Annotated in this window: 23 protein-coding genes, 1 tRNA gene and 3 pseudogenes; 18 read left to right on the top strand and 9 right to left on the bottom strand. The window is 66.6% G+C overall.

The window, feature by feature from the left end:
* The first annotated feature begins 8 nt into the window (after window positions 1-8).
* A complete protein-coding gene (locus tag AB0H32_RS13320) occupies window positions 9-872 on the top strand; it encodes an NgoMIV family type II restriction endonuclease (RefSeq protein ID WP_361118850.1) in 864 nt (287 codons plus the stop codon).
* Between the two features lie 27 nt (window positions 873-899).
* Here AB0H32_RS13320 and dcm read toward each other — a convergent pair whose 3' ends face one another.
* Window positions 900-2,162 (bottom strand): DNA (cytosine-5-)-methyltransferase, encoded by a 1,263-nt coding sequence (dcm, locus tag AB0H32_RS13315; protein WP_361118848.1) that lies wholly within the window; start codon window positions 2,160-2,162, stop codon window positions 900-902.
* A gap of 82 nt (window positions 2,163-2,244) precedes the next feature.
* Here dcm and AB0H32_RS13310 point away from each other — a divergent pair, with 82 nt between their 5' ends.
* Window positions 2,245-2,709: a very short patch repair endonuclease gene (locus AB0H32_RS13310; RefSeq protein ID WP_361118846.1), complete on the top strand. Its 465-nt coding sequence runs from the start codon at window positions 2,245-2,247 to the stop codon at window positions 2,707-2,709.
* 114 nt (window positions 2,710-2,823) lie between these two features.
* On the opposite strand, the gene AB0H32_RS13305 is transcribed toward AB0H32_RS13310, so the two are convergent.
* Complete coding sequence (locus AB0H32_RS13305; protein ID WP_361118844.1) at window positions 2,824-3,456, bottom strand: ATP-binding protein; 633 nt, start codon at window positions 3,454-3,456, stop codon at window positions 2,824-2,826.
* Between the two features lie 218 nt (window positions 3,457-3,674).
* Here AB0H32_RS13305 and AB0H32_RS13300 point away from each other — a divergent pair, with 218 nt between their 5' ends.
* The 8 genes from AB0H32_RS13300 (at window position 3,675) to AB0H32_RS13265 (ending at window position 9,052) form a co-directional block, all read left to right on the top strand.
* Window positions 3,675-4,520 carry a helix-turn-helix transcriptional regulator gene (locus AB0H32_RS13300; protein ID WP_361118842.1) on the top strand — a complete coding sequence of 282 codons (846 nt, stop codon included), beginning with the start codon at window positions 3,675-3,677 and terminating at the stop codon, window positions 4,518-4,520.
* A complete protein-coding gene (locus AB0H32_RS13295) occupies window positions 4,521-4,733 on the top strand; it encodes a DUF397 domain-containing protein (RefSeq protein ID WP_361118840.1) in 213 nt (70 codons plus the stop codon).
* Between the two features lie 180 nt (window positions 4,734-4,913).
* A complete protein-coding gene (locus tag AB0H32_RS13290) occupies window positions 4,914-5,654 on the top strand; it encodes a DUF6879 family protein (RefSeq protein WP_361118838.1) in 741 nt (246 codons plus the stop codon).
* Window positions 5,651-6,499: a helix-turn-helix transcriptional regulator gene (locus tag AB0H32_RS13285; RefSeq protein WP_361118837.1), complete on the top strand. Its 849-nt coding sequence runs from the start codon at window positions 5,651-5,653 to the stop codon at window positions 6,497-6,499. The genes AB0H32_RS13290 and AB0H32_RS13285 overlap by 4 nt, the downstream gene beginning before the upstream one ends.
* A 564-nt stretch (window positions 6,500-7,063) precedes the next feature.
* On the top strand, window positions 7,064-7,288 hold the full coding sequence (locus AB0H32_RS13280; protein ID WP_361118835.1) for a DUF397 domain-containing protein: 225 nt from the start codon (window positions 7,064-7,066) through the stop codon (window positions 7,286-7,288).
* 87 nt (window positions 7,289-7,375) lie between these two features.
* On the top strand, window positions 7,376-7,843 hold the full coding sequence (locus AB0H32_RS13275) for a hypothetical protein (protein WP_361118833.1): 468 nt from the start codon (window positions 7,376-7,378) through the stop codon (window positions 7,841-7,843).
* A 23-nt stretch (window positions 7,844-7,866) separates the two neighbouring features.
* Complete coding sequence (locus AB0H32_RS13270) at window positions 7,867-8,403, top strand: DUF6879 family protein (RefSeq protein WP_361118831.1); 537 nt, start codon at window positions 7,867-7,869, stop codon at window positions 8,401-8,403.
* A 412-nt stretch (window positions 8,404-8,815) separates the two neighbouring features.
* On the top strand, window positions 8,816-9,052 hold the full coding sequence (locus tag AB0H32_RS13265; protein ID WP_361118880.1) for a hypothetical protein: 237 nt from the start codon (window positions 8,816-8,818) through the stop codon (window positions 9,050-9,052).
* Window positions 9,053-9,154: 102 nt separating this feature from the next.
* On the opposite strand, the gene AB0H32_RS13260 is transcribed toward AB0H32_RS13265, so the two are convergent.
* Window positions 9,155-9,391, bottom strand: coding sequence for a chaplin (locus AB0H32_RS13260; protein WP_361118878.1), 237 nt, complete (start codon window positions 9,389-9,391; stop codon window positions 9,155-9,157).
* A gap of 214 nt (window positions 9,392-9,605) precedes the next feature.
* Here AB0H32_RS13260 and AB0H32_RS13255 point away from each other — a divergent pair.
* The 3 genes and pseudogenes from AB0H32_RS13255 to AB0H32_RS13245 all read left to right on the top strand — a co-directional run bounded on the left by AB0H32_RS13255 (window position 9,606) and on the right by AB0H32_RS13245 (window position 11,021).
* Window positions 9,606-10,062, top strand: a pseudogene (locus AB0H32_RS13255) (TIGR03618 family F420-dependent PPOX class oxidoreductase).
* An 11-nt stretch (window positions 10,063-10,073) separates the two neighbouring features.
* A pseudogene (locus AB0H32_RS13250) lies at window positions 10,074-10,342 on the top strand (transposase); the annotation flags it as partial.
* A gap of 307 nt (window positions 10,343-10,649) precedes the next feature.
* On the top strand, window positions 10,650-11,021 hold the full coding sequence (locus AB0H32_RS13245) for a peptidoglycan-binding domain-containing protein (RefSeq protein WP_361118829.1): 372 nt from the start codon (window positions 10,650-10,652) through the stop codon (window positions 11,019-11,021).
* A gap of 1,063 nt (window positions 11,022-12,084) precedes the next feature.
* Here AB0H32_RS13245 and AB0H32_RS13240 read toward each other — a convergent pair.
* Together AB0H32_RS13240 and AB0H32_RS13235 are read right to left on the bottom strand one after the other, a co-directional pair.
* The gene (locus AB0H32_RS13240) at window positions 12,085-12,888 is read right to left on the bottom strand and encodes an inositol monophosphatase (RefSeq protein ID WP_361118876.1); all 804 of its coding nucleotides are present in this window, start codon (window positions 12,886-12,888) and stop codon (window positions 12,085-12,087) included.
* A 130-nt stretch (window positions 12,889-13,018) separates the two neighbouring features.
* The gene (locus AB0H32_RS13235; RefSeq protein ID WP_361118827.1) at window positions 13,019-13,549 is read right to left on the bottom strand and encodes a GNAT family N-acetyltransferase; all 531 of its coding nucleotides are present in this window, start codon (window positions 13,547-13,549) and stop codon (window positions 13,019-13,021) included.
* 116 nt (window positions 13,550-13,665) lie between these two features.
* Here AB0H32_RS13235 and AB0H32_RS13230 point away from each other — a divergent pair, with 116 nt between their 5' ends.
* Both AB0H32_RS13230 and AB0H32_RS13225 read left to right on the top strand, forming a co-directional pair.
* Window positions 13,666-14,208, top strand: a complete 543-nt coding sequence (locus AB0H32_RS13230; RefSeq protein WP_361118825.1) for an MOSC domain-containing protein — start codon at window positions 13,666-13,668, stop codon at window positions 14,206-14,208.
* A 130-nt stretch (window positions 14,209-14,338) separates the two neighbouring features.
* Entirely contained in the window at window positions 14,339-14,641 is a 303-nt protein-coding gene (locus AB0H32_RS13225; RefSeq protein WP_361118823.1) for a hypothetical protein, read from the top strand.
* A gap of 233 nt (window positions 14,642-14,874) precedes the next feature.
* On the opposite strand, the gene AB0H32_RS13220 is transcribed toward AB0H32_RS13225, so the two are convergent.
* The gene (locus AB0H32_RS13220; protein WP_361118821.1) at window positions 14,875-15,849 is read right to left on the bottom strand and encodes a helix-turn-helix domain-containing protein; all 975 of its coding nucleotides are present in this window, start codon (window positions 15,847-15,849) and stop codon (window positions 14,875-14,877) included.
* 164 nt (window positions 15,850-16,013) lie between these two features.
* On the opposite strand from AB0H32_RS13220, the gene AB0H32_RS13215 reads away from it, so the two are divergent.
* Window positions 16,014-16,463: a hypothetical protein gene (locus tag AB0H32_RS13215; protein ID WP_361118819.1), complete on the top strand. Its 450-nt coding sequence runs from the start codon at window positions 16,014-16,016 to the stop codon at window positions 16,461-16,463.
* 119 nt (window positions 16,464-16,582) lie between these two features.
* Here the strand turns inward: AB0H32_RS13215 and AB0H32_RS13210 are convergent, their stop codons facing one another.
* Window positions 16,583-17,917 carry an SGNH/GDSL hydrolase family protein gene (locus AB0H32_RS13210; RefSeq protein WP_361118874.1) on the bottom strand — a complete coding sequence of 445 codons (1,335 nt, stop codon included), beginning with the start codon at window positions 17,915-17,917 and terminating at the stop codon, window positions 16,583-16,585.
* A gap of 249 nt (window positions 17,918-18,166) precedes the next feature.
* Here AB0H32_RS13210 and AB0H32_RS13205 point away from each other — a divergent pair, with 249 nt between their 5' ends.
* Together AB0H32_RS13205 and rdgB are read left to right on the top strand one after the other, a co-directional pair.
* Complete coding sequence (locus AB0H32_RS13205; protein ID WP_361118817.1) at window positions 18,167-19,480, top strand: DUF445 domain-containing protein; 1,314 nt, start codon at window positions 18,167-18,169, stop codon at window positions 19,478-19,480.
* 183 nt (window positions 19,481-19,663) lie between these two features.
* A complete protein-coding gene (gene rdgB, locus AB0H32_RS13200) occupies window positions 19,664-20,266 on the top strand; it encodes an RdgB/HAM1 family non-canonical purine NTP pyrophosphatase (protein ID WP_361118815.1) in 603 nt (200 codons plus the stop codon).
* Between the two features lie 41 nt (window positions 20,267-20,307).
* Here the strand turns inward: rdgB and AB0H32_RS13195 are convergent.
* Window positions 20,308-20,390: transfer RNA gene (locus AB0H32_RS13195), tRNA-Leu, on the bottom strand.
* 13 nt (window positions 20,391-20,403) lie between these two features.
* Window positions 20,404-20,619: pseudogene (locus tag AB0H32_RS13190) on the bottom strand (HNH endonuclease); the annotation flags it as partial.
* Window positions 20,620-20,743: the final 124 nt, after the last annotated feature.

Genomic DNA, 20,743 nt, shown 5'->3' with positions numbered 1-20,743 from the left:
ATTTCTAAGTGACAGCGGCGCTTACCACATCGAGAAATAATTTTCACACCGAGCTTGTCACCAAGCAGACGCTCTCACTTTCTCCAGATGGCGTGGCCTCAAATGCTGACAGCAGCCAGAGGACCAGCGTAGCAATCGCACTAAGTATTGCAAAAGACCTCTCGGCTTCGACTATCCCCAAGAAACTTACGGGACAGCGAGTCGGAAAGCAGTTCGAAGAGGCCGTCGAAGGCTTTCTATCTGATTCGTTCCCCCTCTTTCAATCTCTGCGCCCCGGCGCTTGGGCCATCCGAAACGTCGGGGGATCACGAGCCGAGTATCAGATTTCAAAGTACGAGCCCTACACTCATCTGGCCGACCTAGCAAGTGCAATCGAGAACGATCGCAACCTCGCCTCTGTGCTAGGAAACTCGTATGAGATCAGCCCCGACATCCTGATACTGCGAAGCCCTGAGTCGGACCAGACAATCAACCGCGATCAAAATCTCGTCGACTCGGAATCTGGCCAGTATGCTGTTATCAGGACGGCTAACCAGGAACGGCCCATCGTTCATGCCATAGTTTCATGCAAATGGACACTGCGAAGCGACCGCGCTCAAAATGCCCGCTCGGAAGCTCTTAATGTAATCCGAAACCGGAAAGGGCGCACTCCGCACATCGCGGTCGTCACTGGAGAACCTTCGCCGTCCAGACTTGCATCGTTGGCTCTCGGCACTGGCGACATCGACACGGTGTACCACTTCGCTCTGCCAGAGCTGATCAAGGCAGTTAACGAAACAGAGAATGACGAGGCGATCAGCATGCTTCGCACGCTGATTACTGGCAAACGTCTCCGCGATATTAGCGACCTGCCGCTCGATCTAGCCATCTAGCGACAGGCCTCCTATCACCGTACGTGCCTAGCTAATTCGTGACCTCAACTCAGCAAAACGTGCGTGCCGGTCGTGGTCTTCCTGGCCTGTAAACCCCTTGAAACCTGCGAGCCGGTACGCACGCCCTCCGAGCTGCTCATCCTCGTCGATCACAAAGTCTCGCGCGAGCAAAGCCATCCTGCGCTCGAAGGCCAGAGAGTCCATCTTCTCGCCGGAGAGCCGCACAAGTTCCTTTTCCGTTAGTGCTGTTGACGCATTCTTCAAGGCCATATAGAGACGGTCATGCATGACTTCGTTCTCTACATCAGCCAGCTGCTTTGGCTCTCCCTTGCGATTCAACGCATTGGCAATGGATTCGCCAATCGCTCGCGCCACAGGAGGTGGGAATGCATTCCCGATCTGCCGGTACCTTGTCGTCTTGCGTCCAGTGAAGTGCCACTGATATTCAGGATCCTCACCCCAGCCCTGGATGCGCGCTACCATCTCAGTGGTGAGCTTGGGTAGGAAATCCACGGGAGTGGACCTATCCGGCGGTCCGTCAGCAACACCCATCGCATCTACACCAAGGTTACGCCAAGCCGCTTTGGCACGCGTTGGCCCAAGGTCTGCACCGCCGTGCTTTTTTGAGCCACCAACAATGGTGGGGGCGATATCATTTGCCTTCTCGGCCCACTTGTTGGCGCCAAGCCAGCCCTCAGCAGCCATCATTTCATGCAGAGCAGTACCGACAGTGTCCTTTGTGGGCCTTTTCTCAGGCCACTCAAACCATTGAGCGTCTTCATGACGCATGGCGACGAGGACGAAACGGGGTCGCAACTGGGGAACGCCGTAGTCATTTGCGTGCAAGAGCTGCCAGTCGGACCAGTAGCCGAGATCCCTGAGACGGTCTTTCACGTGCTGGCGATATGCAGAAAACCGAGGCATTGAAAGGCCCCGCACGTTTTCCAGGAGGAGCGCCCGGGGCTTCATCTTGCCGGCCAACTCAACGGCCCAGGCGAAAAGGTCACGCTCGTCGGTTGCGCCGAGCTGCTTGCCTGCAATCGAGAACGGAGGGCAGGGTACCCCCCCAGCAAGGAGATCGATGCCTACGTAGTCGCTGGGGGTCCAGAGGCTTTCATCGGCGACGTCCCCATGCCGCACTTTCCAATCACGATTCCCACGAAGCGTGTTGACGGCGTTCTCGTCGAGTTCGACGGCGAGGGCGTGGTCGAATCCTGCCAGCTCAAGGCCGAGCGACTGGCCCCCAGCGCCCGCGCAGATCTCCACGGCCGACAGTTCAGCCACGCTCATACCTCCAGGTTGGTCTTGCACCGGTCTACCATCCTGACCCATCAAACACTGTGGGTCTGACACTACGACTACCGTGTAGGCGATGACCCCGAGCACCGACCCCGTACCGTCGACACCGCCGACTCCCGGCCGCTCGCGCAACATGGCTGCGATCAAGCGGCGGGACACCAAGCCCGAGCGGACGATCCGAACTTTGCTTCATGCCGCAGGGAAGCGGTATCGCGTCGATCTTCGGCTCCAGCTGGGGGGCGCACGCCCACGGCCGGACATCGTGTTCACACGCGCACGAGTGGCTGTATTCGTGGACGGTTGCTTCTGGCACTGTTGCCCTGAGCACGGTCGCCAGCCTGCTGTCAACGGCGGCTACTGGGGGCCGAAACTAGAGCGCAACGTCGCCCGGGACCGAGCTGCCGACGAGGCCCTTATAAGCGCAGGTTGGACTGTCATCCGCGTATGGGAGCACGAAGCCCCAGAGCTAGCCGCCGAGCGCATCATCGCTGTCCTTGACGCGATTGCCTGCACCAAGCGAGATGCAGAGGCTGGCTGAAGTCCTGCGCCGCAGCGCCCTCTCCCAAAGCGGCGTACTTTTGGATCCTCGACGGTCGCACACATATGCACCTGATTGCCACTGTATGCAACCGGCGGCGCACAACGCATCCCATTAGGCCGCACCAGCTTCGGCCTCGTAGTGCATCTGAGCCCGGTCGAGGACATCATCCGGGTCATGGCCCTGGGCGGCCGTCCAGTGCAGAAGGTCCGCGATCAGTTCCACCGCCGACTCCTCAAGGCCGGACTCTCGTCCCCGGGCGCGCAGGGGGAAGCCTCCCCGTGCCACCTCGTAGTTCTCAAGCGCTGCGGCAACTCGCTCAAGGCGCCGGCAGCCACTTCCCACGCTGAGACCGATCTCACACCAGACCGCCTTGCCGGCAGCCGTGAGGACCGTCCCCCAGTTCACCGCCAGCGCCGCAAGTAAGTGCAGGCCTCGACCGCACTCCTCATCACAGTCCGAGCTCTTGAGCGAGGGCACCGCGGGGCTCTTGTCATGGACTTCGAGTCGCAGCCGCTCGCCACTCCACTCAAGAATCAAGGCAGCCGAAGTGCCCTCCCCGACATGCTTAACAACATTTGTCGCCAGCTCAGTGACGAGCAGTTCTGCCTCATTCGGGGCCACGGGCATCCCCCACCGGCTCAACTGCCTGACAGCGGCTCTTCGAAGCAAGGGCACTTCCGCCGGCGCCGCTTCGAACGGCAGGACGCAGCGGAATCGGGGTTCGGTGACTTCGTAGCCGGGCACGGCCACTCCTCCCTCCCTGGCCACGCGCGTGCTGCGCCTGCCGTATCCGTACGGCTGCACTGCGTAGCGGGTCTGGGAGAGAGCATGGCACAGAGAAGTCTCACGATGTAACTTCTCACGAACATCTATCGAGTGAATCCGGTGGTGGGCCTGGTTCACCGCTCCCTAGCCTGATGGGGATCCCCGGGCCCTCACCCGGCGCACGGCGAAGGAGTCGAATGTCCGAACGGACCACAACACGTCGCCGCCAACTCGGCGCTGTGATGCGTAAGTTGCGCGCCCGGAAGGGGCTGACTCTCGAGGAGGCCGGCAGGCTCGTCGGCGTTTCGAAAGCAACGATCAGTCGCTACGAAACCCAAGCCGGACCGGTCAAGTGGATCGTGGTCGATGCACTGTGCCGAGAGTACGGAACAACTGAGACCGAGCGAATGGCCGTTGTCGGCCTGGCTAAGGATGCCAAGCAACAAGGCTGGTGGAACTCCTTCGCCGACTCCATCCCCGAGAGCATGAACCTTCTACTCACCCTTGAAGACGAAGCGGTACGCGAGAGTCACTTCTCCTGCGTCTACGTCCCTGGCCTCCTGCAAACGCGCGCCTACAGCACTGCATTGCAGAAGGCCAACGAAGTACCCCTGGAGGAAGCGGAGATCGAGCGCCTGGTCGACATCCGCATGAAGCGACAGGAGATCCTCGCCCGCCCGAATCCACCGCGCCTTTGGGCGATCCTCGACGAGTCGGTCATCCGCCGCGTCGTCGGGTCACCACAGACCACAAAAGAGCAACTCGCGAGGCTACTCGAAGCGAACGACTCCCCTCACGTCACGCTCCAGGTGTTGCCCTTCTCCAAGGGAGCCCACGCAGCCGCGCTGGGAAGCTTCGTCATCATCGGCGGTCCCGAGCCGGCTCTCGATGTGGTGTACGTCGATTTCCACGCAGGATCCCTCTTCCTGGAGAAGGCCGAGGAACTGAACCGATACAGACTTGCGTTCGAGTACCTCCAGGCGCAAGCGTTGGATATGGAAGTCTCCTCCGCCTTGATCCACCGCGCCCTCAAGGAGCTCTAAATGTCCGCCGGCCCTCAGCCCCTCTCCGAGCTCGAGTGGTTCAAGTCGTCGTACAGCGGCGGCAACACGACCGAGTGCGTAGAGGCGGCGTTCGTCGCCTCTGGTGTGCTCCTGCGAGACTCGAAGAACAGCAGTGGGCCCGTGGTCGTGGTCCAGCGGCCGACTTGGCGCAGATTCACACAGGCCTTGCGATCGGACCCGTTGGTCGGCTGAGCCTCCGCTTGTCCACTCGCTCAGGACAGTCGTCCTCGGCGTAGGGCCGTCTGCATCGCGTCCCTCCTGCTTGCTCGCAATCCACACCCACACGCCAAGATGCGCAATCTGCTGCAATCCTGAGCACGTCCGGTGCCCGACCTCGCATCCTGGATCTCCGACAGCGCAGACGGAGGCGATATGACATTGAGGTTCATTGGCACGACCAGCGACGACGGGGACTGTCCTACCCTTTATGAGATCGCGGGCACAAACGAGATCCTCGTCCAGGGCGAACGGGAGACTGACCCGGAGCACCTCACTCAGCTTCAAGACGTCAAGGAGTCCGAGACGTTCGTCCGCGTTCCGCGCAGCCTGCTGACCCGCTACGCGCCAAGGAGCGACGCACCCGAACTCCGACCATTCGTCTCGATCTCCCATCTGTTCCGGGGCTTCAAGCACACCGCTTGGCGCTTGGAGACTCGTCGCGGCTACGCCTCCGACCGGAAGAGCCCCAAATGGGCTCGATTCCTTGCAGGGGATGACATCACTCGCGATCCAGACAACGCTTGGCGTGAGAACGTCCGCACCCAGACGGCGCAGGGCAAACGCTTCGAGCGCGTCCGCCTCGTCGACGAACCACCCTCCCAGGGGCAGGAGTTTCTGCTCGCCAGCGCACCCGGCAACGTCGCGGCGGGCGAGGAGATCCGCAATCTGACCCGTGCCAAGGCCCAAGAGCTGCGGTTGCCTGACCATGACTTCTGGCTCTTCGACTCGAAGATCGTGGCCCGCTTCGCATTCGACGACGAGGACGTCACCCTGGGCGTGTATGTCACCGAGGACCCTGCGGAAGTCCTCGCCGCTTGCCAAGCCAGGGATGCCGCCTGGCATCACGCCATGCGTACCGAAGTGTTCGCCCGCCGGGTACGTTCCACCATGTGAGTACGGATTACCAGACCGCGAGAGAAGCCCTCGGTGCGCGGCTTCGCGAGCTGCGCACCGAGGCCGGTCTGGAGGGCAAGGAGCTTGCTGCCAAGCTCGGTTGTCAGCCTTCGAAGATCTCCCGACTCCAAAATGGCAAGCAGACCCCCACTGCGGTGGATCTGGGCGCCTGGGCTCAGGCCTGCGGCCGGGCGGATGTCGAGGCTGAGCTGCAGGGACTCCGAGCAGGGCTGGAGATGAAACAGCGGCACCGCTCTTGGCGACGCCAGCTGGCAGGCGGACACCGTGGGCGCCAGGAGATCGCCGTACGGCAGACCGAGGCCACGAAGGCCATCCGCGGACTCGAAGTCTCGCGCGTCCCCGGACTGTTCCAGACGCCTGAGTACGCCCGAGTCATCTTCGATGCAAACGCGGAGTTCCGAGGTATCCCGCCCACCACAGAGGCCGCCGTCGAAGCACGGATGCGCCGCCAGGAGGCGCTGTACGACCCCGCGAAGACGTTCAGGTTTCTCGTATGCGAGGCCGCCCTGTACCACCGCTCGTGCCCCGTGGATGTGATGGCTGAGCAGTTGGACCGGCTGTACAACCTGGTGGGGCAACGTCGGATCGAACTCGGAGTCCTCCCGTTCGGTACTCAGCTGCGTCGTACCGCCCCGCACGCCTTCTGGATCTACGACCGCAGGCTGGTCATCGTAGAGACGATCAGCGAAGAGCTGTGGCTCACCGGCGAGGACGACGTCCAGCTGTACGAGCGGGCATGGGACTGGCTCGCCGAGTCCGCCGAGTACGGGGCGACGGCCCGGCGTTTGATCGGCCGAGCGAGGGCCTCTTTGGACCTCGCGTAGGCAATCCGCCGCAAGCACCAGCCCCGCGCGCGCAATCGCACGCAATCGCTGCGCGGGCACGCAACTACATTGCCTAACGTCCTGCTCATGGCTACAAAGTCCGCCCGCCCAATTCTGCAGACAGGCCAGGGCTGGATCCTGCCCTGTGCTCGACACCCCACTGGCCTGAGTCGAGCTTGGGCCGCTGGGAAGTTTACGGAGATTACTAGCAGTGATCAGTGGCGCCTAGCGGAGGCAGTCGGAAGACGACCCACGCGGCTTTCCCCCATCATCCGGACCCGGAAACAGCGCCACGCCATTTCGCTGACCGGCCCTTAATGACTCTGCATGTCTCTCACGACTCCGGGCGAGCCTGGGGACACGAACAAGCTCTCTTCGAGAGCGATCGCCTTGCCTCCTTGGCTATCTCGAAATGGCCGCCTGGCCGGTGCCCACTCTGCGCTGCCCGCGGTACGGCCTCTGACAGCTGAGATCGATGTCCTCGATCGGAAACACATACTCCCGCCCACCAAGGGCGGCGGCGGTCAGTCATGGCCGCGAACAGTTGAGCAGGAAGGTGCAGTGATGCTGGACGGAATCAAGCTGTATGAGCTCGAAATTAGCGGGGCCTCCTTCGTGAAGGCGTGCGGGGGTCCCTGTACCGAGGGGTGCGTGACGCTGGCCCGGATCGGCGATGACGCCTGGGCGCTCGGTGACAGCAAGCGGCCGGACGCGGAGCCATTGAGGTTCACCACAGAAGAGCTGGACGCGGCCGGCGTCGATCCTGCGCGGTTCGGTCTGCGCGTCTGACATTCCCCCTCGGCCGGTCCCGGTCCCGCCTGCCGAACCGGGACCGGCCATCCCCCGCGAGCCTCGACACCGAACGGGAACGATTTGGTGCACCATCATGGCTATCTGTGGACTGGCCCGAAAGAGCGATTCGACAACGAAGCCCTACGGCGGCCCCCGCACCACGAGCCTCCCCCTGCCGGAGGCAGGCCGGAACTCCTTCAACGCTACCGTGAGGTGATGGCCGAGTTCCCCACGACGAACATTCCGCCCCTGGAAACAGCGTACTGGCTGGTCAAGCCGCGCTCCTTGGTACGCGGCACTTGGCAGGAAGCCAAAGAAGCAACGGCATGGCTTCGGGAACACCTGGCCGCATACGCGCCCCGGTTCACCCCTGCGAGCGACCACGACGTCCCCAATTTCATGCGCCTTGTCAACTCTGCTACTGAGAGGCTGAGTTCAGGTGGTGACGTGTCGCTCGGGTTCTACCTCGAACGCCCCTCGTACCTATCGCTCGCGGTGGTGGCGTGTTCTCCGAACCGTTCGAAGCCCGGACTTGTGTGCCCTGTCCGTTAGCTAGTTATAGAAGGAGATTGATCGTGACCGAAGCTAGCTCTGAGCGTGTGCACCTAGACGGCGACGAGTGGATCGCGTACTTCCGAAACTTCAAGAGCTCCGCGTTCCGGCTCGAAGTGCATCAGACATACACCCTGCCTGCCGAGACTGAGACCTTCCATGCATTCTTGGCCGGAAAGCCGATGCCGGAGGGCTTCAACGAACGCTGGCACCAGACTATCCGCGACAACACGGCGGCCGGGCGGACCATGACTCGCGCCAAGATCGTTCGCCTGCCGCTCACGCCGTACAGTCGCTTTCTCATCGAGTGGGGCATCACCGGGAATGCCGCAGCCGGGGAGGACTATCGCATCCTTGATCTGACCGACCGACCCAATCCGGGACTCCCCGAACAGGACTTCTGGATGTTCGACGAGACGACGGTCGTCCATCTCAACTACAGGACCGATGGCACGCAGATCAATCGGGAGCTGATCCGGGACCCGGACATCGGCACGTATCTCGCGTGGCGGGATCTCACTCTGGAGAGCGCCATTCCGTTCCGTGCCTTTCGCATGTGACACAGGGGAGCGGATCTGAGGATTGTGCTACTCGGTCCCGTTTGTCGACTACACCGAAACGACGTTGGACTGGCCGTTGGCCATGACGCAGCCGTGGCCGCCCGGCTTTCCTGAGGATGGCGGCTCCGGGGCGAGCGTCAAGAGCGCCCTTTCGGGCGTCGGCTTCGCCGATTTCGCTTCGCTCCCTCTTGACTCTCGCCCCTCCACCACGGAGCTATGTGGACCCGGGCGGCCCAGAGGTGGGGCGGCGGGTGCTGTGGGCAATGCGTTTCGGTTCGTCGCCGGGTGGCTCGTACGTGGACGTATTCCAGGGCTTGTCCCATCGATGGTGTGACTAGTCCATCGGTAGGTACGCCCGAGCATGCGCCGCAAGGAAGCGGGAAGGCATGCCTCGACGCGATCGGAGGCAGTCATGTCAGGTTTTCTCGACCGGGCCAAGGAACAGGCTCAGAGTGCTCTGAATCAGGGCAAGCAGAAGGTGGACGAGCTCCAGCACCAGCGTGCCGGTAATGATCTGCTGAAGCAGCTCGGTGCGGCGTACTACGCCGAGCAGCGTGGCAGCGGGTCGGGCCAGGCCACTCAGGATGCCCTTTCCGCCCTGGAAGCCCACATCGCCGCGCACGGGGACGGATTCCTGCGCGGGGCCTGAGTCGGCAGGCCCTCGCCCGCCGCCCGCCCTCACCCGTCCTCGCCCGTCCTACCCTGGCCCGGCACGCGGCGACGTGCCGCGTGCCGGCCCGGCGGGTGTGCCCTAGTCGTTGACGCAGGTGTTGCCGAACGTGGGGTTGAGAAGCCCGACGACATTGATGCTGTTGCCGCACACGTTGACCGGCACGTGTACGGGCACCTGAATCACGTTGCCGCTCACAACTCCGGGCGAATTCACAGCAGCGCCTTGGGCCCCGGAGTCGGCTGCCGCTGCGCCTGCGCATCCGAGGACAGCGGTGGCAGCGAAAGCGGCGGCAGCAAGAGTGACACGTCCACGCATGGTGTTCTCCTTCATGTGGAGGGCAATCGCTCGATAGCTCTCCCGGAGATCGGTGGAAAAACGCTGTTACGGGATCACTATGGTGAAACCACTCCTTCAGTTAGACGTGTGATCGGCCTGGGCAACGGGTGGGGTCCAAGGCGTGTTGGGGGATTGGTGGTCGGAGTTGTGGCGTTCGTGAAATCCCCGGGCTGCTCCGGGTGTTGATCAGCTCATGACCCAAGGACCAGCACCTCGCCCCCTGTCCGACGAAGCCCTTTCCGGCCTTCTCGGCAAGCAGCGGTTCGGCACGCTCGCCACCGTCAAACGCAGTGGCCACCCCCACCTGACCACCATGCTGTACAGCTGGGACTCCGAGGCCCGCATCGTGCGGTTCTCGACGACGGCCGATCGCATCAAGGTCGGGCATCTGAAGCGCAACCCGCGTGCGGCGTTGCATGTGCAGGGCGGCGACGTGTGGTCGTTCGCCGTCGCCGAGGGTGAGGCCGGCGTCTCCGAGGTCACGACGGTTCCCGGCGACGCGGTCGGTCGGGAAGCTCGGGATGATCCCGCAGGGCGCGAAGCCGGAGGATGAACGTGCGTTTCTGGAGAAGCTGGTCGCCGAGCGCCGCGTGGTCATCCGGCTGAAGGTGGACCGGTTGTATGGAACGGCACTCGACATCAACGGCTAGGACGAAATCGGATGCCAGAGAGACCGACCCGCCCGCAAGGAGGTGTCCGACGCCGACACGGCGACCGGGAAGCGCTGGCCGCGATCGTGTGCGTAGCCACGTCGGGCTGCAGTTGGCAGCAGCTGCTCTCGGTGCCGTTCGGGCCGTCGGAGCGGCGGCCCATCGCCGCATCGCCGAGTGGGCGAAGGCTCGGGTCTGAGGGAAACTCCGCCGTCCGGTACTCGATGAACTCGGCACCCGCGGCGAGCTGCACTGGTCCAGCTGCGCGATCGACTCCGTGAGGCCCGGGACGCGCGCCCCCCTGCAAGGCGGTATGTTCTATGCGTCAAGATCAACAACGTTCGCGGTGAGGCGGAAGGCCGTTCGAGGCTTCCCACCAACCCGCTGAACCGGTCGGCCGGTTGCAGAGGGGCAACCGGGACGGCGTGCGTTCGGCATGGCCACCGCCGGGACCTTGCGGGAGTGCCCGCATGCGGGCTGCATCGTCCCTGGGCCGGGCCGGCGACTTGTGATCACTACTACCGGGGGTGGTGAGGGCAGTGACAACAACGCCTGCGTTCACACCCCCGTCGAAACGGGTGGATTGAATGAACCGAACTCTGAAGCGATGTGCGAACGCGACTGCGGCGATTGCCGTGGCGTTCGCCGCCGTCGTCACCGTGGGCGGAACGGCTCAGGCGAAGCCGGGTGTGCCCAACCTGCGCTACGGAGCCACCGGCCAGGGCGTGAGGTGTGTACAGCTGGCCATCAAGGAGGCCGGCATGGGAACCGTGAGTGACCGTGTGACCGTCGACGGTGCCTGGGGCCCCAAAACGCAGGACGGGGTGATCGAGTTCCAGGAGCACCACGGGATCAGGGCGGACGGCGTCGTTGGACCCGTAACCGGTCAGTACATGTACGAGCTTCTGCGGGACGACCTGTACCACCAGAAGTGCTACGACTACCTGCCGACCGGCTGACAGCGGCCTGACACGGACACCGCCGGCCCGATCCACTGAACCCGCTTCGAGCCGGCGGGGCTCCGGAACAAGGCGGCACCGGGGCGGCAGGCTCGCCGGACGCCGACGCCTCCACCGACGCTACGAGCGCAAAGCCGGCCACCTCCGGGCCGTCGCCGGCACCGCTTGTAGCGTCATCTGCTTCGGTGACTCACCCATTGAGATGACTTGCCCGCAGGGCTTCGTGCCTCGCCGAGTGCCCTGGTGATCGCACGCGCGAATGCGGGTTTCGTTGTGGTGAATGCCCGTGCGCGCCTGAGGTCACGACGCGAGCGACGAGCCCCCTTTTCCGGCGTCCTTACTGAACCGACTTCTCACCGTGAGCCGGCCACGCCGTAGAGCCATCGTCAGCCAGGCATCGGGATCGGTGAGTCCGTCCTACCGCCGGCTGGCTCAGTCCCCCCGGCGGCCTCCCGCACACCGGCGGCGAGCACCGCGCACGTGAACGCGATCACAGGGGCACTCCAGTGCCAGGAGGCCAACGCGATCACTGGTACGACGAACATCGAATGGACGGCGGAGACAGCAAACGCCCCTCGCGCCCAACCTCCGCCGTTGGCCGGCAGACGTACGATCGCCCAGTGGCGCCACCACAGTCCGGCAGCCACCGCCGCGATGCCGGCCATCACAGCAGCGCCCAGCCGGGCCAGATCAGCATTGGTCACACTGTCAGGGTCCTGTGCGGTCGAACCGGTCGTGTGCACGCTCAGTGCGACCGCAATCCATGCGAGGGCCGCCACAGTCAGCAAGGAAGCCAGAGCTGCCGTGCGCCGCCGGGCCCAACTCGTTTCAGAATGCATGGAGTTCGAGTTCATGGCCCAGTCTAGCCACCGCTCGGAAAGGGGCGAGATGGTGGTGCGTCCTGACGCAACCCTGGATGATTGCGGCGCCGGCAGGACGCGACCCGGCCGCGTGAAGTCCTGTGCATGTTCGGTCGTCCATCCGTGCCGACGGCCCCAGTAGTCGTTTCCCACGTCATGGCCTGACACAAGAGCGGGTCGCAGCCACTCGCCGATGGCGGCGACTATGCCTCTCCGGGCTGGATCGTGCGCCACAGTTCCGTCATTTCCTCCGCCACCCCCGGCGCCGCCAGTAGCAACGGCTCGTCGTACGACGGGAATCGAGGCAGGGACACCGCTCCGGCCTCCGTCGCGATCAGGAATGCCGGGAGGCCGTCCACCGCGTGGAATTCGCCGATGGCCGCGGCGGTGGCTCGACCTGCGGCCACCTGGGCGAGGGAGAGTGCCGTCGAGCCCATCACCCGTGTCGTGCAGTGGCGTTGCGACAGGGCCGCCAAGAGAGGGTCCAGGCCCGGCCAGTGGGCGTGGGCTGCCCATTCCGTCAGGAAGACGTGACCCGTGAGGGTGGTGTGGGTGGCCGCCCGGATCGGGGTGCCGTTCAGGTGGGCGCCCCTTCCTCGGATCGCGGTGAAGGTCTCTCCCCGCCAGGGGTCGGCCACCAGGCCGAGCAGAGGTGTGCCGTCGGGGGCCGCCAGGCCCAGGGAGAAGGAGCACCAGCCGATGCCGTGGGCGTAGTTCGTGGTGCCGTCCACCGGGTCCACCACCCAGTACGGGGCGTTCGGGGTCGGCGGCTCGTCGGTGCCGTACTCCTCACCCTCGATGCCGTGGGACGGGAATGCCTCCCGCAGGACCGAGCGGACGTGCGCCTCGATCGTCTCGTCCGTCCGCGTGACGATGTCCGCCGGGCTCACCTTCTCCCGTACCTCGCCGCGGTGCGGGCGGCGGATCGCCTCCGACGCCCAGGCGGCCAGGTCGGTCGCGACCGCCAGGGCACGACCGAAATCCACGTCCGGACCGTCGTCGTTCAGGTGCGGGCCATCGTCGTCCAGGTGTGAGCCGTCGTCGTCCAGGTCCTGACCGGGCTGTGGGTCGCGGTCGTTCACGGGGCTTCACCGCCGGTCTGGTCGGGGACGGTTCCTGGGGTCCGAGGTGTCGAAGCTACTCGTTCTCGGCCCGTACAGCCTTCTCCAGGAGCGTGAACGACTTGGGTGTGCCGCCCGGCTGCGGCTTGGCCGGTGTGTGGCCGGCGATCCTGTAGCCGGCGTTCAGGTAGTACTCGTTCAGGCGCGCGTTGCCGGCCAGGCAGTCCAGGCGTACCAGCGTCCGGCCCGCCGCGGCCACACGGCGCTCCGCGGCTCGCAGGAGCAGGCGGCCCGTTCCGGGCGGGGCGCCGTCGCGGTTCACCATGAGGCGGTGGACATAACCGGCCACCGGCGGCTGCGGTCCCCAGGCGTCCTCGTCCTGCCACCACAGCTCCCAGGCCCCGGCCAGACGGCCGTCGGCCTCCGCGAGCCAGACCTCTCCCCTGTGCATGACCCGGCGGAAGTGGTCCTCGTCCAGCTCGCCCGGCTCCCACTGGCCGGTGATGCCCTGCGCGAGTATCCAGCGGGCGGCGGCGTCGCGCAGATGAACGAGAGAAGCGAGGTCGGCGTCCTCGGCGGGCCGGAGGTGGAGGCGTATGTCGTTCACGGCGTGATCTTTGCATGGGGGGAGGCAGGTGTCGGAGTGCGGGCCCTGGCGGGTGTGACCGGCGGGTTAGGCTCTCCGCCGATCTTGGAGCGCGGAGCGGAAGCGGGGGTCAGCGCATGGGTGGGACCGTCACGGCTGTGAGCAGTAACGGGGAGTACTCCTTCACCAAGCCGAACCGGGAGAGCATCACGCTGCTCGCCGGGCTCGGGGTCGAGGGGGACGTGCATGCGGGAGTGACCGTCAAACATCGGTTCCGGGTTGCCCAGGATCCGACTCGACCCAATCTGCGGCAGGTGCACCTCATCCACGAGGAACTCTTCGAGCAGGTCGGGGAGAACGGGTTTCGGGTGGGAGCCGGGGAACTCGGCGAGAACATCACCACCCGCGGGATCGATCTGCTGGGGCTGCCCACCGGCGCCCTGTTGCGGATCGGGGACGAGGCCGTCGTCGAGGTGACCGGGCTGCGCAATCCCTGCGCCCAGATCGACGCCTTCCGGCGCGGGCTGCTGAAGGAGGTCGTGGGGCGGGGTGAGGACGGGCGCGTCGTGTACCGGACCGGTGTCATGGGGGTCGTGCGGGTGGGGGGTGTTGTGCGGCCCGGGGATTCCATTGCCGTGGAGTTGCCGGACGGGCCCCATCGGGCGCTCGAGCGTGTGTGAGAAGGAGAAGAAGTTGACACTTCTCGACTCAACTTTGTGACGCCCGTCCGCCTGCGAGTTAGCCTCGGCGCAGGCAGAAGAACAGTACAGACAGAACAGACAGAGCAGACACAGGCATACGGAGGCACTCATGGCCAGGGTTCCCAGCGCAGTGGTCGCCGCGACCGGGCTCGTCGGTGGGTACGGCGTTGCCCGCTGGACCAAGAAGCGGCAGCTCGGCGGGGCCGTCCTGGCCGTCGCGGGGGCCGCCGCCGCCCAGCAGTGGCGCAAGCAGGCGGGCGGGAAGGCCGCCGGGGCGCTGACCGCCGCGTACGTCGCCGCGTTCGCCGGGTCGCACCCGCTGGCGAAGAAGGTCGGCGCCTGGCCGTCCGTCTTCGGCGTCGCCGGCGCCGTGGCCCTGGCCTCCTGGGCCGTCGCCGACCGACGGGCCTGACTCGGCCGACGGACCTGAGTCGCCCGACCGGCCTGACTCGGCCGACGGACCTGACTGGGCCGACGGGCCTGAGTCGGCCGAGGCGACAGCCTCCCGTCAGCCGAGACAACGGCATCGCGCCAGCCGACGCGTCACGTCAACTGACGCATCACATCAACTGACGCACCACATCAGCCGACGCACCAAATCAGCCGACGCGACAGCATCGCGTCGGCCGAGGCGACGGCCTCGCCTCAGCCGGGCGTCGACGTCGGCTCCCCCGCCGACCGGAACGACCGCCGGTACGCCTGCGGGCTCGTCCCCACCACCCGGCGGAAGCGTTCCCTGAAGGCCGTCGGGGAGCCGAAGCCCGCCTGGGCCGCGATCCGTTCCACCGGGTACGGCGTCGTCTCCAGCAGGTACTGCGCCCGCCGCACCCGCGCCCGGTGCAGCCACTGCAGCGGCGTCGTGCCGGTCTGTTCGCGGAAGCGGCGGTTGAGGGTACGGCTGCTCATGCGGGCTTGTGCAGCGATCTCGTCCAGGGTGAGGTCGCGGTCGCAGTGGTCCTCCAGCCAGGCCAGGAGGGGCTCCAGAGTGGCGCCCGAGGGCGCCGGGGGCAGGTCGTGGACGATGAACTGGGCCTGCCCGCCCTCGCGTTCCAGCGGCATCACGGACATCCGGGCCGCGTGTGCGGCGACCGCCGAGCCGTGGTCCTTGCGGATCATGTGCAGGCACATGTCCATGGCCGCGGCGGCGCCCGCCGAGGTCAGGAACTGGCCGTTGTCGACGTAGAGGACGTTCGGGTCGACGGTGATCCTCGGGTGCCTCGCGGCGAGTTCCGCGGCGGCGCACCAGTGGGTCGTCGCCCGCCGGCCGTCCAGCAGGCCGGTCGCCGCGAAGACGAACGCGCCCACGCAGATCGACGCGATGCGCGTGCCGTTCGCCGCCGCCGCGCACACCGCCTCCGCGACGCCCGGCGGCAGCGCCGCGGCCGGGTCGGCGACCCCCGGCAGGATGATCGTGTCCGCTTCCGCGAGTGCCTCCAGGCCGTACGGCGCCCGCACCCCGAAGACGCCGGCGCCCGCGCTCACCTCGCCGGCCGGGGCGCAGACCCGTACCCGGTAGGCGGGCCGGCCGTCCGGCAGCCGGGCCCAGCCGAAGGTGTCGATCGGGACGGAGAGGTCGAACGGGATCACCTGGTCCAGCGCCAGGACGGCCACGGTGTGCATGGCAGGAACCTAGACCCACGACGGACTCTCGCCAACCCCGGTCCGGATGACCTGGCTCCCTTGATACCCGCGAGAAACAGGCTGGCGGGCATCTGGCGGAATTCCGTTGCATGCTGGCAATCACGCCACTTCTCCCGGATCCGCCGCTCCCCTAGCGTCCCCCCGTGACCAAGTTCCTCCTCGCCGTCCACGTCCTCGCCGCGATCGTCGCCGTCGGACCCGTCACCGTCGCCGCCAGCATGTTCCCGCCCGCAGCCCGCCGGGCCCTGGCCGCACCGGACGACACCCGGGCCGCCGAGACCCTCCGGCTGCTGCACCGGATCTGCCAGGTCTACGCCGTCGCCGGCGTCGTCGTCCCGGTCTTCGGGTTCGCCACCGCGAGCAGCATGGGCGTGCTCGGCAGCGCCTGGCTGATCGTGTCCATCGCGCTCACGGCGGTGGCCGCCCTCGTGCTCGCCGCGCTGGTGCTGCCGGCCCAGACCGCGCTCGTGGAGGGCGGCGGCACACGCGAGAAGACCGTACGACTGGCCATGACCACCGGGGTGTTCAACCTGCTGTGGGCGGCGGTGACGATCCTGATGATCGTGCGGCCGGGGTCGACGACCGGAGCCTGAGCTTCTGTTGCCGGTACCCCGGCCTTCCTCGGAATGACGGCGGCCCCTGCTGCTCTCCCGCCCACGCGCCCGCCGGCTTCCCCGCCCCAAGCGCCCGACAGACCGGCCTGACCCGCGCCCTACAGCTCCGCCTGCCCCGCACCCTTCAGGGCGCCCAGGTCGAAGACCTCGCCCATCCTGGCGAAGCCCAGGTCGCTGGGGTGCAGATGGTCGCCGGAGTCGAAGTCGGGACGCAGACGGCTCGGGTCGTACGGGTCCTTGAGGGCCTTGTCGAAGTCCACCACCGCGTCGAACACCCGCCCGGCCCGGATCTGCGCGTTCACCTGCCGGCGCACCACGTCCCGGGCCGGAGTCCAGCCGCGGTGGCCCTTGAACGGCATGAGGGTGGCGCCGACGACCTTCAGGCCGCGGGCGTGGGCCTGGCGGACCAGGGTGCGCAGACCGTCCGCGATCCGGTTCGGGTCGGCGAGCTTCGGGTTGCGCAGGATGTCGTTGATGCCGAGGTCGATGACGACGACCTTGACGTCGGTCCGGGAGAGCACGTCCCGGCCGAAGCGGCCCAGCCCGCTCTGGTTCTCGGCAGGGCGGCCGAGGCCGTCGGCAAGGACCTGGTTGCCGCTGATGCCCTCGTTGACGACGCCGTAGCGCGGCAGGCGCTCACCGCTCTCGACGGCCGCGCGCAGACGGCCCGCGAGGACGTCGGTCCAGCGGTGGTCGGCGCCCACGGTGGAGGTGATGCCGTCGGTGATGGAGTCGCCGAAGACGACCACGGTGCCGTTGGCCTCGTTGCTCAGCACGTCCAGGGCCGTCAGATAGCGCCAGTACGGGGTCTGTTCGGTGTAGGGCGTGCCGGTCGCGTCCTCCGTGCGGTCGCCCTGGGCGACGTACGAGACCTGACGGGCGTGCGGGTGGTAGGTGACCGGTCCGGACGGGGTGGGCGAATACGTGGTGACCAGGACGTCCGACTGGTGCGCGATGGTCAGGCGCACGGCGTCGCTGAGCACCTGCCCGCCGGCCGGTATGACCACGCCGGTGCTGCCGTTGAACGTGAGGCGCCGCATCGTTTCTGCGTCGGCTGCGGCCGTGCCGTCGCCCGTCGACAGCGCCAAGGACGCATGCGTGATGGTCAGCGGGGACTGACCGTAGAGATTCGACAGCGTGATCCGGGCACTCGTACCGCCCGTGCTCGCATGCACGACATTGCGCACCGAACGGCCGGCCATCCCGCTCGCCTCGGTGCCCGGCTCACCGCCCACCGGCGCCGTGGACCACGCACCGACCCAGGCACCCGTCGACGCCGGAGCCACGGACGACTCCCGGTGCGGCCGGTCACCACCGGCCGCCGTACGCGCACTTCCGTCGTCGGCCGCGACCGTCACGTAGATGACCGCGGACAACACCAAGACCAGCGCAACCAGCGCACTCAGTACCGCACGGTGCTTCGCGGGGGCCACGGGCGAGGGCTGCTCCGCAGCGGACCCCGCACCCCCGTCATGACGCTCGGTCACGCTTTTGTCGTTCTCCTCGGGAATTGGGAGCCCGAGGCTCCGATCAGGTGAGTTCATGATGCGTCATGGGCTCCGCCGACCTGACAGGGCCCTGCCCAAACCCCCGTCCACACAGACGCCGGGAACTCCTGTCCCGTTCCGGGAGTCGGTCAGGAAGGGACAATTGTGTGCGGGATCACCGAACGGGTGGAGCTGATGGAACGCACGGAGACCGAAACACCGAACAGGACGACGTCGTACCGGACCATGACCGCGTTCACCCCGGCCGACGAAGAACGCCGGCGCGGGGTACGCCGCATGAAACTCACGGCAACCGGACTGCTGCTCTTCGTGGCCGTCGTCTACATACTGGCCAAATGGGGCTCGAACGCCGGTGCAGGCGCCTGGACGGGATACGTGGCCGCCGCCGCCGAAGCCGGCATGGTCGGCGCACTCGCCGACTGGTTCGCGGTCACCGCCCTCTTCCGGCACCCCCTCGGCCTGCCCATCCCCCACACCGCCATCATCCCGACCAAAAAAGACCAGCTCGGCATCTCACTCGGCGAATTCGTCGGCGAGAACTTCCTCTCCCAGGACGTCGTACGCCAACGACTGCGCGCCGTCGGCATCGGCAGCCGCCTCGGCACCTGGCTCGCCGAACCCGAACACGCCGACCGCGTCACCGCAGAACTCGCCACCGCACTCAGAGGCGCCCTGACCGTACTGCGCGACACCGACGTACAGGCGGTCGTCACAGAAGCGATCACCCGCCGCGCCAACACACAGGAGATCGCACCCGGCATCGGCAAGATGCTGGAGAAAATCGTCGCCGACGGCGGACACAGACGAGTCGTCGACCTGGTCGTGACCCGCGCACACGACTGGCTGGTACTCCACCGGGACGACGTGATGGTCGCCGTCGAAGGCGGCGCACCCGGCTGGACCCCCCGCTTCGTCGACAAGAAGGTCGGCGAACGCGTCTACAAGGAACTCCTGCGCTTCGCCGCCGAGATGCGCGACATGCCCTCCCACCCCGCACGCGGCGCCCTCGACCGCTTCCTCACCGACTTCGCCTCCGACCTCCAGTCCGACACCGACACCCGCACCCGCGTCGAACGCCTCAAGGGCGAGGTACTCGGCCGCGGAGAAGTGCAGGACCTGATCGCGTCCGCCTGGACAGCCGTACGATCCATGATCGTCGCCGCGGCCGACGACGACCGCAGCGAACTCAGGCTGCGCGTACGAGCCGCCCTCCTCTCCCTCGGCGCACGGATGGCGAGCGAACCGAAAGTGCAGGAAAAGGTCGACAGCTGGGTCGAAGGCGTGGCCGTGCACATCGTGACCACCTACCGCAAGGAAATCACCTCCCTCATCACCGACACCGTGGCCGGCTGGGACGCCGAGCACACCACCCGCAAGATCGAGGCGCACATCGGCCGCGACCTGCAGTTCATCCGCATCAACGGCACCGTCGTCGGCTCCCTGGCCGGCCTGCTGATCTACGTCGTCACCCAGGCCCTCGGCGCCTGAATCCATCCCGCACGGGCACTCGGCTCCCGTCCTCGACGAGGAAGGGAGCCCATGAGCACGGCGCAGTCCGTCACCGGCCGGCCCATCACCACCTTCGTCCCCGCCCGCTGACGGCAGCGGCGGCCGGAAAGGCATGAGGACCAGGACACCCGGGGGCCGAACCCGCCGGGGATACTGGCCCCCATGACCCGCTTGATCCTCGCCACCCGCAACGCCGGAAAGATCACCGAGCTGAGGGCCATCCTCGCCGAAGCCGGACTCCCCCACGAACTCGTCGGCGCGGACGCCTTCCCCGAGATTCCCGACGTCAAGGAAACCGGCGTCACCTTCGCGGAGAACGCCCTCCTCAAGGCCCACGCCCTCGCCCGGGCCACCGGCCTCCCCGCAGTCGCCGACGACTCCGGCCTCTGCGTCGACGTCCTGAACGGCGCCCCGGGCATCTTCTCCGCCCGCTGGGCAGGCCGCCACGGCGACGACAAGGCCAACCTGGACCTCCTCCTGGCCCAGCTCTCCGACATCGCGGAGGAACACCGCGGCGCCCACTTCGCCTGCGCGGCGGCGCTCGCACTCCCGGACGGCACGGAACGGGTGGTCGAGGGACAGCTGCGGGGCGTCCTGCGGCACGCCCCGTCCGGCACGAACGGCTTCGGCTACGACCCGATCCTCCAGCCGGACGGCGAGAAGCGGACGTGCGCCGAGCTGAGCCCCGAACAGAAGAACGCGATCAGCCACCGCGGGAAGGCGTTCCGGGCGCTGGTGCCGGTCGTGCGGGAGTTGTTGGGCTGAGACGCGGAAGGGGCCGTACATTGCGACGGCCCCTCTGCGTGTGCGGCCGATGGGAGTCGAACCCACATGGGCAAATGCCCCGAGGCACCTAAAACCTCTGCTTATACCATTCAGCAACGGCCGCGTGACCGCCCATGCTACCGGGGATGCGCGCGACGCCCACCCCTGCACCACGTACTGGTGATCGCGTGGCAGTTGGGACACAACAACCGCAGGTTTTCCCGCCGGTCGTCGCTCCGGTCCCCGTTGATGTGGTCGACCTCCAGCGGGAGCGGATTGCCTCGCCGGATGGCCTCCGCGCCGCAAGGAGCGCAGCGCTCCGGGACGCCCTCGGCGGTCATCGCCCGCTTGAGCCGGTCGCTCGGGATACGCCGAGCCTGTCCATCGGACAGTCACGCACGGAATGCGAAACGGCCGGCGGCCCGCGTCGGAGGGTTCCGGGGCGGGCCGCCGAGCAGCTCAAAGGGGTTTTCGGAG

Origin of the sequence: Streptomyces sp. NPDC020362 (assembly GCF_040642095.1) — a bacterium.
Taxonomy (GTDB): Bacteria; Actinomycetota; Actinomycetes; order Streptomycetales; family Streptomycetaceae; genus Streptomyces.
This window is presented reverse-complemented; position numbering and strand designations above follow the sequence as displayed.

Excerpts from the sequence above, each read along its gene's own strand:
- AB0H32_RS13260 (WP_361118878.1), bottom strand. The coding sequence starts at position 9,391 with ATGCGTGGACGTGTCACTCTTGCTGCCGCCGCTTTCGCTGCCACCGCT.
- rdgB (WP_361118815.1), top strand. The coding sequence starts at position 19,664 with ATGACCCGCTTGATCCTCGCCACCCGCAACGCCGGAAAGATCACCGAG.
- AB0H32_RS13245 (WP_361118829.1), top strand. The coding sequence starts at position 10,650 with ATGAACCGAACTCTGAAGCGATGTGCGAACGCGACTGCGGCGATTGCC.
- AB0H32_RS13300 (WP_361118842.1), top strand. The coding sequence starts at position 3,675 with ATGTCCGAACGGACCACAACACGTCGCCGCCAACTCGGCGCTGTGATG.
- AB0H32_RS13265 (WP_361118880.1), top strand. The coding sequence starts at position 8,816 with ATGTCAGGTTTTCTCGACCGGGCCAAGGAACAGGCTCAGAGTGCTCTG.
- AB0H32_RS13280 (WP_361118835.1), top strand. The coding sequence starts at position 7,064 with ATGCTGGACGGAATCAAGCTGTATGAGCTCGAAATTAGCGGGGCCTCC.
- AB0H32_RS13290 (WP_361118838.1), top strand. The coding sequence starts at position 4,914 with ATGACATTGAGGTTCATTGGCACGACCAGCGACGACGGGGACTGTCCT.
- AB0H32_RS13310 (WP_361118846.1), top strand. The coding sequence starts at position 2,245 with ATGACCCCGAGCACCGACCCCGTACCGTCGACACCGCCGACTCCCGGC.
- AB0H32_RS13295 (WP_361118840.1), top strand. The coding sequence starts at position 4,521 with ATGTCCGCCGGCCCTCAGCCCCTCTCCGAGCTCGAGTGGTTCAAGTCG.
- AB0H32_RS13220 (WP_361118821.1), bottom strand. The coding sequence starts at position 15,849 with ATGCACACCGTGGCCGTCCTGGCGCTGGACCAGGTGATCCCGTTCGAC.
- AB0H32_RS13225 (WP_361118823.1), top strand. The coding sequence starts at position 14,339 with ATGGCCAGGGTTCCCAGCGCAGTGGTCGCCGCGACCGGGCTCGTCGGT.
- dcm (WP_361118848.1), bottom strand. The coding sequence starts at position 2,162 with ATGAGCGTGGCTGAACTGTCGGCCGTGGAGATCTGCGCGGGCGCTGGG.
- AB0H32_RS13205 (WP_361118817.1), top strand. The coding sequence starts at position 18,167 with ATGGAACGCACGGAGACCGAAACACCGAACAGGACGACGTCGTACCGG.
- AB0H32_RS13230 (WP_361118825.1), top strand. The coding sequence starts at position 13,666 with ATGGGTGGGACCGTCACGGCTGTGAGCAGTAACGGGGAGTACTCCTTC.